At 70.1% G+C, this 15,154-nt stretch carries 14 protein-coding genes; 10 read left to right on the plus strand and 4 right to left on the minus strand.

What is annotated here, in order from left to right:
• Positions 1-258: 258 nt before the first annotated feature.
• Complete coding sequence (locus QHG49_RS27910; protein ID WP_145483663.1) at positions 259-1,863, plus strand: ABC transporter substrate-binding protein; 1,605 nt, start codon at positions 259-261, stop codon at positions 1,861-1,863.
• 102 nt (positions 1,864-1,965) lie between these two features.
• Here the strand turns inward: QHG49_RS27910 and QHG49_RS27915 are convergent, their stop codons facing one another.
• Entirely contained in the window at positions 1,966-2,637 is a 672-nt protein-coding gene (locus QHG49_RS27915; RefSeq protein ID WP_046423998.1) for a response regulator transcription factor, read from the minus strand.
• Between the two features lie 14 nt (positions 2,638-2,651).
• Positions 2,652-3,830, minus strand: a complete 1,179-nt coding sequence (locus tag QHG49_RS27920; RefSeq protein WP_301491691.1) for a PD-(D/E)XK nuclease family protein — start codon at positions 3,828-3,830, stop codon at positions 2,652-2,654.
• Positions 3,831-4,009: 179 nt separating this feature from the next.
• Here QHG49_RS27920 and QHG49_RS27925 point away from each other — a divergent pair, with 179 nt between their 5' ends.
• The 3 genes from QHG49_RS27925 (at position 4,010) to QHG49_RS27935 (ending at position 7,299) form a co-directional block, all read left to right on the plus strand.
• Positions 4,010-5,518, plus strand: coding sequence for a site-2 protease family protein (locus tag QHG49_RS27925; RefSeq protein WP_301491692.1), 1,509 nt, complete (start codon positions 4,010-4,012; stop codon positions 5,516-5,518).
• A gap of 64 nt (positions 5,519-5,582) precedes the next feature.
• Positions 5,583-6,485 carry a tRNA (adenine-N1)-methyltransferase gene (locus QHG49_RS27930; RefSeq protein ID WP_145483668.1) on the plus strand — a complete coding sequence of 301 codons (903 nt, stop codon included), beginning with the start codon at positions 5,583-5,585 and terminating at the stop codon, positions 6,483-6,485.
• A 232-nt stretch (positions 6,486-6,717) separates the two neighbouring features.
• A complete protein-coding gene (locus QHG49_RS27935; protein ID WP_301491693.1) occupies positions 6,718-7,299 on the plus strand; it encodes a hypothetical protein in 582 nt (193 codons plus the stop codon).
• A gap of 25 nt (positions 7,300-7,324) precedes the next feature.
• Here the strand turns inward: QHG49_RS27935 and QHG49_RS27940 are convergent, their stop codons facing one another.
• Positions 7,325-7,627, minus strand: a complete 303-nt coding sequence (locus QHG49_RS27940) for a ferredoxin (RefSeq protein WP_046424349.1) — start codon at positions 7,625-7,627, stop codon at positions 7,325-7,327.
• Between the two features lie 519 nt (positions 7,628-8,146).
• Between QHG49_RS27940 and arc the strand changes: the two genes are divergently transcribed.
• The 6 genes from arc to prcA all read left to right on the plus strand — a co-directional run bounded on the left by arc (position 8,147) and on the right by prcA (position 14,051).
• On the plus strand, positions 8,147-9,913 hold the full coding sequence (arc, locus tag QHG49_RS27945; protein ID WP_111585203.1) for a proteasome ATPase: 1,767 nt from the start codon (positions 8,147-8,149) through the stop codon (positions 9,911-9,913).
• A 232-nt stretch (positions 9,914-10,145) separates the two neighbouring features.
• Entirely contained in the window at positions 10,146-11,657 is a 1,512-nt protein-coding gene (gene dop, locus QHG49_RS27950; protein ID WP_370530515.1) for a depupylase/deamidase Dop, read from the plus strand.
• A 172-nt stretch (positions 11,658-11,829) separates the two neighbouring features.
• Positions 11,830-12,048: a ubiquitin-like protein Pup gene (locus QHG49_RS27955; protein WP_037651273.1), complete on the plus strand. Its 219-nt coding sequence runs from the start codon at positions 11,830-11,832 to the stop codon at positions 12,046-12,048.
• A 48-nt stretch (positions 12,049-12,096) separates the two neighbouring features.
• Positions 12,097-12,360: an endonuclease domain-containing protein gene (locus tag QHG49_RS34185; RefSeq protein ID WP_313958841.1), complete on the plus strand. Its 264-nt coding sequence runs from the start codon at positions 12,097-12,099 to the stop codon at positions 12,358-12,360.
• Between the two features lie 34 nt (positions 12,361-12,394).
• Complete coding sequence (gene prcB / locus QHG49_RS27965) at positions 12,395-13,240, plus strand: proteasome subunit beta (protein WP_145483675.1); 846 nt, start codon at positions 12,395-12,397, stop codon at positions 13,238-13,240.
• Between the two features lie 61 nt (positions 13,241-13,301).
• A complete protein-coding gene (prcA, locus tag QHG49_RS27970; protein ID WP_301491695.1) occupies positions 13,302-14,051 on the plus strand; it encodes a proteasome subunit alpha in 750 nt (249 codons plus the stop codon).
• Positions 14,052-14,108: 57 nt separating this feature from the next.
• Here the strand turns inward: prcA and QHG49_RS27975 are convergent, their stop codons facing one another.
• Positions 14,109-15,131, minus strand: a complete 1,023-nt coding sequence (locus tag QHG49_RS27975) for a LacI family DNA-binding transcriptional regulator (RefSeq protein ID WP_159699879.1) — start codon at positions 15,129-15,131, stop codon at positions 14,109-14,111.
• Between the last annotated feature and the right edge of the window lie 23 nt (positions 15,132-15,154).

A 15,154-nucleotide genomic window follows, 5' to 3' on the forward strand; every position in this document is an offset into this window, starting at 1 on the left:
CCGGTCCGACCGGGAACGGCAGGCCCTTGTGTCCCGATTGATGAGACGCTGCACTAATCCTGCCACTGTCGGGTTTTCGGTGTGTCCACGCCCGGTTTCACAGCGTGATGAAGAGTCAACTCACGCGGCTGTGAACGCCCCACGGGGCGCGGACTAATCTCGTCGCGAGAACATCACCGAAGAAACCCCCGTGCCCCGCCGCGCGCCACCCATGCGCGCCGGAAACACGGACCCGAACAGCTCTGGAGAAACCCCCGCATGAACCGCAAGACTCTGGTGCTGCCGGCGGTGGCCGGCCTGCTCACCCCGGTCCTCGCCGCGTGCGGCGGATCCGGCAGCGGGAGCAAGGGCGGCGACGCCATCGTCGTCGGCACCACGGACCGGTTCACCGTCACCAAGGACGCCCCCGCGCCCGTCGACCCGGCCTACGCCTACGACGTCGGCAGCTGGAACCTGCTGCGGCAGACCGTCCAGACCCTCATGGCCGAGCCCAAGGGCGAGGGCGACCCGGTCCCGGACGCCGCCGAAAGCTGCGGCTTCACCGACAGCGGCAGCGAACGCTACGCCTGCAAGCTGCGCGAGGGCCTCACGTTCGCCAACGGCGACCCGGTGACCGCCCAGGACGTCAAGTTCTCCATCGAACGCGCCCTGCACCTCAAGGCCGACAGCGGTGTCTCCTCGCTGCTGAACACCATCGACACCATCGAGACGCAGGGCGACCGCGAGATCGTCTTCCACCTCAAGACGGCCGACGCCACCTTCCCCTACAAGCTGTCCACCCCGGTCGCGGGCATCCTCGACCCCAAGGACTACCCCAAGGGCTCCCTGCGCGACGGCTTCCACCTGGACGGCTCCGGCCCGTACACCTTCCAGGCCGAGGTCAAGGGCAACGCTCTCGTCAGCGTGACCTTCACCAAGAACCCCCACTACAAGGGGGCCCAGACGGTGAACAACAACAAGGTCGTGGTCCGCTCCTTCGCCGATGCCGACGCCATGGGCGCCGCCATCGACAAGGGTGACATCGACGTCATGACCCGTACCATGTCGCCCGCCCAGATCCAGAAGCTGGACTCCGGCAGCGACGACAACGTCGACCTCGTCGACATGCCGGGCCTCGAAATCCGCTACCTCGCCTTCAACACCAACGCCCCCACGGTGAAGTCCAAGGCCGTACGCCAGGCCATGGCCCAGCTCATCAACCGCGGCGAACTGGTCTCCAAGGTCTACGGCACCGAGGCCGAGCCGCTGTACTCGCTCGTCCCCGCCACCGTCACCGGGCACTCCAACTCGTTCTTCAACAAGTACGGCAACCCCAGCGCCGCCAAGGCCAAGAACCTGCTCGCCAAGGCCGGCATCACCACCCCGGTGAAGCTGACCCTGCACTACACGACCGACCACTACGGCACGGCCACCAAGCAGGAGTTCGAGGTCCTCCAGAAGCAGCTCAACGACAGCGGCCTGTTCGACGTCACCATCCAGGGCCACCCCTGGGACACCTTCCGCCCCGCCGAGGAGAAGGGCCAGTACGACGTCTACGGCATGGGCTGGTTCCCCGACTTCCCCGACGCCGACAACTTCCTCGCGCCGTTCCTCGACAAGGACAACTTCCTCAACTCGCCGTACTCCAACAGCGACATCCAGCGGAACCTGATCCCGCAGTCCCGCCGCGACGCCAACCGGCTCTCCGCCGCGGACAGCCTGACCAAGATCCAGGACACCGTCGCCGAGGACGTCCCGGTCCTCCCGCTGTGGCAGGGCAAGCAGTACATCGCCGCCCGCGACGACATCACGGGCGTCGCCTACGCCGTCAACTCCTCCTCCACGCTCCAGCTCTGGGAGCTCGGCCGGGGTGTGAGCGGCTGACACGCCGACGGCGAAGGGCGCCCCTCTCCCCGCCAGGAGAGGGGCGCCCTTCGCCGTCGTACGGAACAGGCCCTCGGCCGGCGGCCGTCGAGCCCGCGGCGCCTACTGCGCGCCGGGACGCACCAGACCGCTCTCGTACGCGTACACCGCCGCCTGTACCCGGTCCCGCAGCCCCAGCTTGGTCAGCACATGCCCGACATGCGTCTTGACGGTCGTCTCGCTGACGAACAGATCGGCCGCGATCTCCGCGTTGGACAGCCCCCGCGCCACCAGCTTCAGCACCTCCACCTCACGGTCCGTGAGCGTGTGCAGGGTGTCCGGAACCGGCTCCTCGCCCGAGGGCAGATGCGTCGCGTACTTGTCCAGCAGCCGGCGCGTGATGCTCGGCGCCAGCATCGCCTCGCCGCCCGCCACCACCCGGATCGCCTGCACCAGCTCGTCCGCCGGCGCGTCCTTGAGCAGGAAGCCGCTGGCACCGGCGCGCAGCGCCTCCACCACGTACTCGTCCAGGTCGAAGGTGGTCAGCACCAGCACCTTCGCCGGGCCGTTCCGCTCCGGACCGCTGATCTGCCGGGTCGCCTCCACCCCGTCCATCCGCGGCATACGGATGTCCATCAGCACGACGTCCGGCTGCAGAGCCCGCACCTGATCGAGAGCCTGGAGGCCGTCACCGGCCTCGCCCACGACCGCGAGATCCTGCTCGGCCTCCAGGATCATCCGGAAACCCGTACGCAGCAGGGGCTGGTCGTCGACCAGTAGGACGCGGATGGCCACGTGACACTCCTTCGCTAGTCCGCGCCCATTCTGCCCTGCGCCACAGCGCCCGACTCCCGCACCCTCACCGGCAGCGGATACGGCGGGGGAGTGCCCCCGAACTCCGGGCAGTGCGCCTGGTGATCGCACCAGCCGCACAGCTTCGTCGGCCGCGGCCGCCAGTCACCGCTCTCCGTGGCCTCCCGGATCGCGTCCCACAGCGCGCGCAGCCTGCGCTCCACCCGCTCCAGGTCGGCGAGCACCGGATCGTACGTCCGCACCTCGCCGCTGCCGAGGTACACCAGCTGGAGCCGGCGCGGTACGACACCCTTCAGCCGCCACACCACCAGCGCGTAGAACTTCATCTGGAACAGCGCGCCCTCGGCGTACTCCGGCCGCGGTGCCTTGCCCGTCTTGTAGTCGACGATCCGCACCTCGCCGGTCGGCGCCACGTCCACCCGGTCGATGATGCCGCGCAGCCGGGGCCCCGACTCCAGCTCGGCCTCCACGAACAGCTCCCGCTCGGCGGGCTCCAGCCGCGTCGGGTCCTCCAGCGTGAACCAGCGCTCCACCAGTCGCTCGGCCTCGCCCAGCCAGCGCGCCAGCCGCTGCCCGTCCGGATCGTCCGCGAACAGCTCCGCCAGCTCCGGGCGGCTCTCGCGCAGCCGGTCCCACTGGCCCGGCACCAGCGCCCTGGCCCGCGGCGCGGTCCGCTCCCCGGCGGGCGCGTCGAACAACCGCTCAAGCACCGCGTGCACCAGCGTGCCCCGCGTCGCCGCCTCGCTCGGCTTCTCCGGCAGCCGGTCGATCACCCGGAACCGGTACAGCAGCGGACACTGCATGAAGTCACCGGCGCGGGAGGGGGAGAGCGAGGTGGGAGCGGCGGCGGGACGGGGGACGGGCGCCGCGGAGCGGATGGCGGCGGTGGCTCCGGTGGATGCAGCGGCTGCGCCGGTCTCGGTGAGCTCAATGGGCCCGGCGGCTTCGGCGGCTTCGGTGGGCGAGGGGATCGGCGCGGCTACGGCGTCCGGCGCGGCCGAGGGGCTCGGTACGGCCACGAGGGCGGGCGTCTCCCCGGCCACGGTGTCCGCCGCCGTAGCGTCCGTGACCACGGCGTCCGCCGCCACGGCGCGGGTCGGCGCGTCCGCCGCGGGCGGATCCGTCGGCTCGGGACCGCTCGCCGCGGCTCCCGCCTCCTCGAAGCTGGTGTCCATGTCCACAGACCATACGGCCCACCACCGACAGTGACCCGGTCACGGGTCCGGCCGCGCGCCCGGCCACGGGGCGAACACAAGGGGTGCCGGGGCGAAACGCGCCACCACGGCCGCATACCATCGATCAGAGACCCTTCCGCCCCAAGAGGCGCGGAAGACGCTTCGAACGAGGGGACACCGTGGACGTGAGCGGCGCGAGCGGGCAGCCGCGGTCCGGCGACGATCAGCCGACCGACCACCCCGCAGTCCCAACGCCCCCGCCGCCGGCCCCCGAGGCCCCGGCACCGACGGAAGACGGCCCCGACACGGACACCGCCGCCACCGGCGCCCCCGACTCGAACACCTCGGACTCGAACACCTCCGGCTCCGAAGCCGCCCGCCCCGAGGACCCCGAGGGCGAGACGCCCGACACCGCCGGGCCGCCCGCGCCGGACACCGAGACACACGAGACCCACCGCACCCTCGCCCACACCGAACCCCCCACCGGCCCCGCCCCCGGCATGGCCAGGGGCGAACCCCCGCGGCCCCCCAAGGAGCCCGGCGGCGGCATCCTCATGGGACGCCCCTTCGGCGTACCCGTGTACGTCGCGCCGAGCTGGTTCCTCGTCGCCGCCCTGATCACCTGGGTGTTCGGCGGACAACTCGACCGGGTCCTGCCCGAGCTGGGCGCCGCCCGGTACCTCGTCTCCCTGTTCTTCGCGGTCGCCTTCTACGCCTCCGTACTCGTCCACGAACTCGCCCACACCGTCGCCGCGATCCGCTTCAAGCTCCCCGTCCGCCGCATCCAGCTCCAGTTCTTCGGCGGCGTCTCCGAGATCGAGAAGGAAGCCGAGACACCCGGCCGGGAATTCGTCCTGGCCTTCGTCGGCCCGCTGCTCTCCCTCGTCCTCGCCGGACTCTTCTACCTCGCCATGAAGCCCGTGCAGCCCGGCACCGTCCCCGGCGTCCTCCTCGCCGGCCTCATGGTCTCCAACCTCATCGTCGCCGCCTTCAACCTGCTCCCCGGCCTTCCCCTCGACGGCGGCCGCATGCTCCGCGCCGTCGTCTGGAAGATCACCGGCAAACCCATGAGCGGCACCGTCGCCGCCGCCTGGGTCGGCCGCGCCCTCGCCGTCGCCGTCCTCGTCGGACTGCCCCTGCTGAACTCCTCGGGCACCTTCGGCGGTGGCACCGAGAACACCAACGGCATGGACACCGTCACCGACGCCCTGCTCGCCGCGATCCTCGCCGCGATCATCTGGACCGGCGCCGGCAACAGCCTGCGCATGGCCAGGCTCCGCGAACACCTCCCCGACCTGCGTGCCCGCACCCTCACCCGCCGCGCCGTACCCGTCGAGACCGACACCCCCCTCTCCGAGGCCCTGCGCCGTGCCAACGCCGCCGGCGCCCGCGCCCTCGTCGTCGTCGACGCCGACGGCCGCCCCCTCTCCCTGGTCCGCGAATCCGCCATCGTCGGCGTACCGGAACACCGCCGCCCCTGGGTCCCCGTCAGCAGCCTCGCCCAGGACCTCACCGACGACATGCGCGTCTCCGCCGAACTGTCCGGCGAAGAACTCCTCGACGCCCTGCGCGCCGCCCCCGCCACCGAATACCTCGTCGTCGAGAACACCGGCGAGATCTACGGCGTCCTCTCCGCCGCCGACGTGGAACGCGCCTTCGTCAAGGCCATGGCCCGCCCGAGCCAGTGACCGGCGGCCCACCCCGACCCCTCCGCCGGTCAAGCGCCCGGCGGGGACCCGGTAGTCTGGTCACATGTCCGAACCGACCGGTGCCGCCCGCAGGCGCGGGCCCTTCAAGGTCGGGGACCAGGTACAGCTGACCGACCCCAAGGGCCGCCACTACACGTTCACGCTCGAAGCCGGAAAGAACTTCCACACCCACAAGGGTTCCTTCCCGCACGACGAACTGATCGGTGCTCCCGAGGGCAGCGTTGTCCGCACCACCGGCAACGTGGCCTACCTCGCGCTGCGCCCCCTGCTCCCCGACTACGTCCTGTCCATGCCCCGCGGGGCAGCCGTCGTCTACCCGAAGGACGCGGGGCAGATCCTCGCCTTCGCCGACATCTTCCCCGGCGCCCGCGTCGTGGAGGCAGGCGTCGGCTCCGGCTCCCTCAGCAGCTTCCTGCTGCGAGCCATCGGCGACCAGGGCATGCTGCACTCCTACGAGCGCCGCGACGACTTCGCCGACATCGCCCGGCAGAACGTCGAACGCTACTTCGGCGGCCCCCACCCCGCCTGGCAGCTCACCGTCGGAGACCTCCAGGACAACCTGTCCGACACCGACGTCGACCGCGTCATCCTCGACATGCTCGCCCCCTGGGAATGCCTCGAAGCCGTCTCCAAGGCACTCGTCCCCGGCGGCATCCTGTGCTGCTACGTGGCCACCACCACCCAGCTCGCGCGCACCGTGGAATCCATCCGCGAGATCGGCTGCTTCAACGAGCCGACCGCCTGGGAGAGCATGATCCGCAACTGGCACATCGAGGGCCTCGCCGTCCGCCCCGACCACCGCATGATCGGCCACACCGGCTTCCTGCTCACCGCCCGCCGCCTCGCCGACGGCGTCGAGCCCCCCATGCGCCGCCGCCGCCCCGCCAAGGGCGCCTACGGCGAGGACTACGCGGGACCCAACGCCGACGGCGGCACCGCCCGCTGAGCCACCCGCACCCCGCACAACACCAGGGCGCCGTGCCCCAGTTCCCCGACCGACCCGGGAACTCGGCCACGGCGCCCACTCGTTGACAGGGCACCGGACACCCGGAACACCGGCAGACCCCCCGCGGGCCCGCCACCACCCATAATCCCGACCCCGCCGTTCCCACGCCCTGTGACGTGTGGCACCATGCAGGCCACACCCCCCGGCACAGCCCTCACAGGAGACACTCCTCGTGCAGCAATCCGCCGTTCCGGAGCTCGCTCACACCCACACCCGCCCCATCCACTGGCTCGCCACGGCCACCGCCGTCGCCGGCGTCGTGGCCCTCTCCTCCCTCGTACACCCCGGACCGGCCACCGCCGCCCAGCCCGTCACGGGCACCAAAGCGGCCCCCGCCCCCGGCGCCGCCGCGCCCCCCGCCACCACCGGCGTCACCTTCCCGCTCGACTGCGGACCCGAGAAGGCCATCGTCGTCAAAAAGGCCACCGGCGACATCGACGGCGACGGCCGGCCCGAAACCGCCGCCGTCGTCCGCTGCGACAGCGCCATGGGCACCCCACCCGACGGCGTCTACGTCCTCACCCGCGCCGCCGACGGCCACACCCCCCGCGTCGTCGCCACTCTCGTCGACCCCAAGGACCGGCTCACCGTCACCGACTTCGCCCTGCACAGCGGCACCGTCAGCGCCACCCTGCTCGGCTACTCCTCCGACGCCGTACCGCGCTGCTGCCCGGACACGAAAACCCCGGCCGCATGGCACTGGAACGGCAAAGCCTTCCTGCGCACCACCCCGGCCGGGGCCCACAGCGTCTGACGACGCCACGTCCGGAAAACGCGGCTCACTCCGCGTCCGGACCGTACACCTCCACCCTGTCCAGAACCCTGCGCACATGGATGCACTCACCAGGACACTCCCTGGCCGAATCCACCACATCCGTGAGCAACGGCAACGGCACCGGCGTCACCGCCCCCGCCTCCTGAAGCAGCTCGTCGTCCGCGCCCTTCACATAGGCCAGACCGTCGATGTCCAGCTCGAACACCTCCGGGGCGTACTGGACACAGATCCCATCGCCGGTACACAGGTCCTGGTCGATCCACACCTCCAGCGCCTCACCGGCCGGGGCCTCCTGCTGCACGGTCACCTCTCCTGACATCGGTACGCCGCACCCCCGGCACGGCACACACCGACCGGGACCACACCAGCGGCAGTCGAACACGCCCGACCCTACCCCCGCCCCCGAAACCGGCCGCCTCCGGCCGTCAACGGGTTTCCGCCCCCACCGGCTCGGGTACGAGCGCTCGACCAGACACAGGACGCCCCAGACCCCGGACGCACACTTCCAGCCACACCCACCATGACACCACCAGGCCGCACCGTCGCTCTACGTGATGACCGTACGAGCGGCCCCCGGCCTGCCCGGAAACCCGCCCACCCGGCCCGGAGCCGACAACTCCGGCCACTCCCGAAGGGTTTCGACCACGCCAACCGAGGAACAAGCCGCTTCCCCATCACGTTGAGTGGGTATCCCCTCCGTGCGAGGGAGTGCGCACCGGGTGACCGACGACACACCTTGACAGTCATTGTGATCTAGGGGTTTCAATCGACACCCACCCAGGTAGGGTCTGGAAGCGTCCAGCTCCCCTTGGAGGAGGTGAGGACCGTGGCAGCCCACGACGACGACATGAACCGCGGCATCCGCCCGGGACGCGGGTCCGACGACCCGGCCGGGCAGATCGCCTACCTTGAGCAGGAGATCGCCGTCCTGCGACGCAAGCTCGCCGACTCTCCGCGACACACGAGGATTCTCGAAGAGCGGATCGTCGAGCTGCAGACGAACCTGGCCGGCGTGTCCGCCCAGAACGAACGACTGGCCAACACCCTCCGCGAGGCCCGCGACCAGATCGTGGCCCTCAAGGAGGAAGTCGACCGGCTCGCCCAGCCGCCGGCCGGCTTCGGAGTCTTCCTGCAAGCCAACGAGGACGGCACCGCCGACATCTTCACCGGCGGCCGCAAGCTCCGCGTGAACGTCAGCCCCAGCGTCGAACTCGACGACATGCGGCGCGGCCAGGAAGTGATGCTCAACGAAGCGCTCAACGTGGTCGAGGCCATGCAGTACGAGCGCGTCGGCGACATCGTCACCCTGAAGGAGATCCTCGAGGACGGCGAACGCGCCCTCGTCCTCGGGCACACCGACGAAGAACGAGTGGTCCGCCTCGCCGAACCCCTCCTCGACGTCACCATCCGACCCGGCGACGCCCTGCTGCTCGAACCCCGCTCCGGGTACGTCTACGAAGTCGTCCCCAAGAGCGAGGTCGAAGAGCTCGTCCTCGAAGAAGTCCCCGACATCGGCTACGAAGCCATCGGCGGCCTCGGCAACCAGATCGAAGCCATCCGCGACGCCGTCGAACTTCCCTACCTCTACCCCGACCTCTTCAAGGAGCACGAGCTGCGCCCGCCCAAGGGCGTCCTGCTCTACGGCCCCCCCGGCTGCGGCAAGACACTCATCGCCAAGGCCGTCGCCAACTCCCTGGCCAAGAAGGTCGCCGAAGTCACCGGCCAGGCCGCCGGCAAGAGCTTCTTCCTGAACATCAAGGGACCCGAGCTCCTCAACAAGTACGTCGGCGAAACCGAACGCCAGATCCGCCTCGTCTTCCAGCGAGCCCGCGAGAAGGCGAGCGAGGGAACCCCCGTCATCGTCTTCTTCGACGAGATGGAATCCCTCTTCCGCACCCGCGGCTCCGGCGTCAGCTCCGACGTCGAGAACACCATCGTCCCCCAGCTCCTCGCCGAGATCGACGGTGTCGAAGGCCTCCAGAACGTGGTCGTCATCGGCGCGTCCAACCGCGAGGACATGATCGACCCGGCCATCCTGCGCCCCGGCCGCCTCGACGTGAAGATCAAGATCGAACGTCCCGACGCCGAGGCCGCCAAGGACATCTTCGGCAAGTACCTCACCGAGCGACTCCCCCTGCACACGGACGACCTCGGCGAGCACAGCGGCGACAAGAACGCCACGGTCCAGGCAATGATCCAGACCGCGGTCGAGCAGATGTACGCCGAATCCGAGGAAAACCGCTTCCTGGAAGTCACCTACGCCAACGGAGACAAGGAAGTCCTCTACTTCAAGGACTTCAACTCCGGCGCCATGATCGAGAACATCGTCGGCCGCGCCAAGAAAATGGCCATCAAGGACTTCCTCGAAAAGACCCAGAAGGGCCTCCGCGTCTCCCACCTCCTCCAGGCCTGCGTGGACGAGTTCAAGGAGAACGAAGACCTGCCCAACACCACCAACCCCGACGACTGGGCCCGCATCTCCGGAAAGAAGGGCGAACGGATCGTCTACATCCGCACCCTCATCACCGGAAAGCAGGGCGCGGACACCGGACGCTCCATCGACACGGTGGCGAACACCGGTCAGTACCTGTAAAAGCGGGGCGGCTGCGGGTGCCCACGACGGGTACCCGCAGCCGACTGCTATTCCGGCCACGACCGGAGCAGGCAATGACGCAAATGATCTCCCCACCAGCGCAAAGGCGTTCTAGGCTCTTTCCTACCGCCGAGTCGCGCAGTGCGGGCACGGGCACCGCACACGCACCGGAGCGCCAGCGGTACGTGAGCGGCGCCCATCACCGAGGGCGCCGCCGGGCAAGGAGGGCCGCATGACCGTACGGCGAGTAATGGGCATCGAGACGGAGTACGGCATCTCCGTCCCCGGCCACCCCAACGCCAATGCCATGCTCACCTCGTCCCAGATCGTCAACGCCTACGCGGCGGCGATGCACCGGGCCCGCCGGGCCCGCTGGGACTTCGAGGAGGAGAACCCGCTACGCGACGCGCGAGGCTTCGACCTCGCCCGGGAGGCCGCCGACGCCAGCCAGCTCACCGACGAGGACATCGGCCTCGCCAACGTGATCCTCACCAACGGCGCGCGACTCTACGTCGACCACGCCCACCCCGAATACAGCGCCCCCGAGGTCACCAACCCCCGCGACGCCGTCCTGTGGGACAAGGCCGGCGAACGCATCATGGCCGAGGCCGCCGAACGAGCCGCCCAGCTCCCCGGCGCCCAGCCGATCCACCTCTACAAGAACAACACCGACAACAAGGGCGCCTCCTACGGCACCCACGAGAACTACCTCATGCGGCGCGAGACCCCGTTCTCCGACATCGTGCGCCACCTGACGCCCTTCTTCGTCTCCCGCCAGGTCTTCGCGGGCGCCGGCCGCGTCGGCATCGGCCAGGACGGCCACGAGCACGGTTTCCAGCTCAGTCAGCGCGCCGACTACTTCGAGGTCGAGGTCGGCCTGGAGACCACCCTCAAGCGCCCCATCATCAACACCCGCGACGAACCCCACGCGGACGCCGAGAAGTACCGCCGCCTGCATGTGATCATCGGCGACGCCAACCTCTCGGAGATCTCCACCTACCTCAAACTCGGCACCACCTCCCTCGTCCTCGCCATGATCGAGGACGGCTTCATCGCGGTCGACCTGGCCGTGGACCAGCCGGTCCGCACCCTCCACCAGGTCTCCCACGACCCCGGCCTCAAGCACCTGGTCACCCTCCGCAGCGGCCGCACACTCACCGCCGTACAGCTCCAGATGGAGTACTACGAGCTGGCCCGCAAATACGTCGAGGAGCGCCACGGAGCCGACGCCGACGAGCAGACCAGGGACGTCCTCAGCCGCTGGGAGGACACCCTCACCCGGCTGGAGAACGACCCCATGAGCCTCGCCGGCGAACTGGACTGGGTCGCCAAGCGCGAACTCATGGAGGGCTACCGCCGCCGCGACGGCCTCGACTGGGACGCCGCCCGGCTCCACCTGGTCGACCTCCAGTACGCCGACGTACGGCCCGAGAAGGGCCTGTACAACCGCCTGGCGGCCCGCGGCCGGATGAAGCGCCTGCTGGACGAGTCCGAGGTCGAGCGGGCGCGCGCCAAGCCGCCGGAGGACACCCGGGCGTACTTCCGCGGCCGCTGCCTGGAGCAGTACGCCGACGACGTCGCCGCGGCCAGCTGGGACTCGGTCATCTTCGACCTCCCCGGGCGGGACTCCCTCCAGCGGGTCCCAACCCTGGAACCGCTACGCGGAACGCGAAATCACGTCAAGGAGCTGCTGGACCGCTGCCGTACCGCGGAAGACCTGGTCAGGGTGCTTTCGGGCGGGTGAGCGGGGCCAGGGGGGTACTCGGTGCGGTCCGTGACGGCGGGTGGAAATCCCGCCGCCCGGGAATCATCGAGATGGCCCCCGTACGTTGCACGAACTGCGGGGCTGATGTCGGACCCGGCTTGTAGGGTCTGATCATCACCGATCGACAGGCTAACTGAGCGGGGTGAGGGTTATGGCAACCAAGGACACCGGCGGCGGCCAGCAGAAGGCCACACGGTCCACCGAAGAGGTCGAGGAGCAGGCGCAGGACGCCCAGTCCTCGGAGGACCTCAAGGAGCGGCAGGAGAAGCTGTCGGACGACGTGGACTCCGTCCTGGACGAAATCGATGATGTGCTTGAGGAGAATGCCGAGGACTTCGTGAGGTCCTTCGTGCAAAAGGGCGGAGAGTAAAGGCCCGTTGGTCGCTTTGCCTTCGAAGTGAAGGCCGCGGGGGTGCGGATGGCTGAGGAGCCGGACGCCGAGGGATGCGGGAGTGCGTGGCGGAGTACGGCGCCGCGCGCTCCCGGCGCCGCTGCCCGCGGTGCCAGGAGGCGAAGCCCCCTGCGGAGCGGCCTCATCGCCCCCCGAGGGGGCGTCCGCCGTCTCTGTCCGGCGGCTCCGCCCGCACATGTGGATCACAGTCACGAGACGGGTAGGGTCCGTGGCGTACTGTGCTTCAGCCGCAACGCTGCGCTGGGGCAGTTCAAGATCAGCCCGAGGTGACAAGGCGGGCTGCTGCATACGTGGAAGGAAACGTGTGGAAGCCAACACTCGTAGCACCGGGCGTCTGCCAGCTGCCTTCCTGACGCCAGGATCCTCCTCCTTCATGGATTTCCTCGCCGGGCACCAGCCGGAGATGCTCCCCGGGAACCGGCAGCTGCCGCCGACACAGGGGGTGATCGAGGCGCCGCACGGCACCACCATCGTGGCGGTGACCTTCCCCGGTGGTGTGGTGCTCGCCGGTGACCGCCGGGCGACCATGGGCAATGTGATCGCGCAGCGGGACATCGAGAAGGTGTTCCCGGCCGACGAGTACTCCGCGGTCGGTATCGCGGGCACCGCCGGTCTCGCCGTGGAGATGGTGAAGCTCTTCCAGCTGGAGCTGGAGCACTTCGAGAAGGTCGAGGGCGCCCAGCTGTCCCTGGAGGGCAAGGCCAACCGGCTGTCGACGATGATCCGTTCCAACCTCGGCATGGCCATGCAGGGCCTGGCCGTGGTGCCCCTGTTCGCGGGGTACGACGTGGACCGGGACAAGGGCCGGATCTTCTCGTACGACGTGACGGGCGGCCGTTCCGAGGAGCACCACTTCGCGGCGACGGGTTCGGGCTCGGTCTTCGCCCGGGGCGCGATGAAGAAGCTGTTCCGTGACGACCTGACGCAGGAACAGGCCACCACGCTGGTGGTGCAGGCCCTCTATGACGCGGCTGACGACGACTCGGCGACCGGTGGTCCCGATGTCGCCCGCCGGATCTACCCGATCATCACCGTGATCACCGAGGACGGTTTCCGCCGGCTCACCGGGGAAGAGGCCTCCGAGATCTCCCGTTCGGTGCTCCAGCGGCGCCTGGAGGAGCCGGACGGCCCCAAGGCCGCGCTGCTCTGAGCGCGGTCCGGTTCTTGACAAGGTGATCACAGTGACCATGACAGAAAGGGACGGATAACCGGTGTCGACGCCGTTCTATGTCTCACCTCAGCAGGCGATGGCCGACCGGGCGGAGTACGCCCGCAAGGGCATCGCTCGTGGCCGCAGCCTGGTGGTCATGCAGTACGCCGACGGCATCGTGTTCGTCGGCGAGAACCCGTCCCGCGCGCTGCACAAGTTCAGCGAGATCTACGACCGGATCGGCTTCGCGGCGGCCGGTAAGTACAACGAGTACGAGAATCTGCGCATCGGTGGTGTCCGGTACGCCGATCTGCGTGGCTACACGTACGACCGGGACGATGTGACGGCCCGCGGTCTGGCCAATGTGTACGCGCAGACGCTGGGCACCATCTTCTCCTCGGCGGCCGAGAAGCCGTACGAGGTGGAGCTGGTGGTGGCGGAGGTGGGGGAGACCCCCGAGGGCGACCAGATCTACCGGCTGCCGCACGACGGTTCCATCGTGGACGAGCACGGTTCGGTCGCGGTGGGCGGCAACGCGGAGCAGATCAGCAGCTTCCTGGATCAGCGGCACCAGGACGGGATGAGTCTGGCCGCGGCGCTGAAGCTGGCGGTGCAGGCGTTGTCGCGGGACACGAACGGCGGCGAGCGGGAGATTCCGGCGGAGCGCCTGGAGGTCGCGGTGCTGGACCGTACGCGGCCGCAGAAGCGGAAGTTCAAGCGGATCGTGGGCCGTCAGCTGGCGCGGCTGCTGGAGGCGGGCGGCGCGGCCGCGGCTTCGGACGGCTCGGAGGAGTCCGACGACGCGGAGTAGTCCGCCGCCTTCCTGGTCCTCGGGTGCCCCGGCCGAATCGGCCGGGGCACTTCGCGTTCAGCCCCGGTGGGCCGGCGGGGGCGCGGTGGAGCCGCGTACGACGAGTCGGACGGGGATGTCGCCGCCCTGGGGTTCGTGGCCCTCCAGGACGGCGAGGAGGGCGTGCATGCCGCGTTCCCCGAAGAGTTCGGCGTCGAGGTGGACGGTGGTGAGCTCGGGGTCGAGGGCGGTGGCGAGGGCGAGGTCGTCGAGGCCGGTGACGGAGATGTCGTCGGGGATGCGCAGGCCGAGGCGGCGGGCGGCCTTGTAGGCGCCGGCGGCGAGTTTGTCGTCGTCGCAGACGATGGCCGTGGGGCGGGGGCCGGGGGCGGTGAGGGCGGTCTCGGTGGCGGTGCGGGCGCCTTCGATGGAGATGGGGGCGCGGGCGGTGCCCAGTTCGGTGCCGGGTGCGGTGCTGAGGCGGTCGGCGAGCGCGCGGGCGCGGGCCTCGAAGGTCCAGGAGGGCACGTCGGCGGCGAGGTGGAGGATGCGGCGGTGGCCGAGGTGGAGGAGGTGGTCGGCGACCTGGCGGATGCCGTCGGCGATGTCGAGGTTGACGGTGGCGGCGCCGGGGCTGGCGGTGGGGTCGCTGTCGAGCATGACGAGGGGGAGGCGGTCGCCGCGGATGGCGGTGAGGGCGTCGGCGGCCATGGAGGAGGCGAGGACGCCGTCGAGCGCGGCCTGGGCGGAGGCGAAGGGGTCGCGGGCGGGGCCGATGCCCTCGGGGGAGGGGTAGAGGACGACGCCGAAGCCGTGCTGGGCGGCGACGCGGGCGGCGCCGGTGTAGACACCGGCGAAGAATTCGGTGGTGAGGGCGGGGACGACGAGGAGGACGGTGCGGGTGTGGCCGAGGCGGAGGTTGCGGGCGGCGAGGTTGGGCCGGTAGTCGAGGGCGCGGGCGGCCTGGCGGACGCGTTCGGCGGTGGCTTCGGAGACACGGCCGCGCCATTTGTCGCCGAGGACGAGGGAGACGGCGGCCTGGGAGACGCCGGCCGCTTGGGCGACGTCGCGGCTGGTGGGTCGGGTGTTGCTGCGTGCCACGGGTGGGCCCTGCTCCTTCGCCT

It is taken from the genome of Streptomyces sp. WP-1, from assembly GCF_030450125.1.
GTDB lineage: Bacteria > Actinomycetota > Actinomycetes > Streptomycetales > Streptomycetaceae > Streptomyces > Streptomyces incarnatus.

Coding starts and splice junctions, on each gene's coding strand:
- QHG49_RS27910 (WP_145483663.1), top strand. CDS start 259: ATGAACCGCAAGACTCTGGTGCTGCCGGCGGTGGCCGGCCTGCTCACC.
- QHG49_RS27920 (WP_301491691.1), bottom strand. CDS start 3,830: ATGGACACCAGCTTCGAGGAGGCGGGAGCCGCGGCGAGCGGTCCCGAG.
- QHG49_RS27930 (WP_145483668.1), top strand. CDS start 5,583: ATGTCCGAACCGACCGGTGCCGCCCGCAGGCGCGGGCCCTTCAAGGTC.
- dop (WP_370530515.1), top strand. CDS start 10,146: ATGACCGTACGGCGAGTAATGGGCATCGAGACGGAGTACGGCATCTCC.
- QHG49_RS27955 (WP_037651273.1), top strand. CDS start 11,830: ATGGCAACCAAGGACACCGGCGGCGGCCAGCAGAAGGCCACACGGTCC.
- QHG49_RS34185 (WP_313958841.1), top strand. CDS start 12,097: ATGGCTGAGGAGCCGGACGCCGAGGGATGCGGGAGTGCGTGGCGGAGT.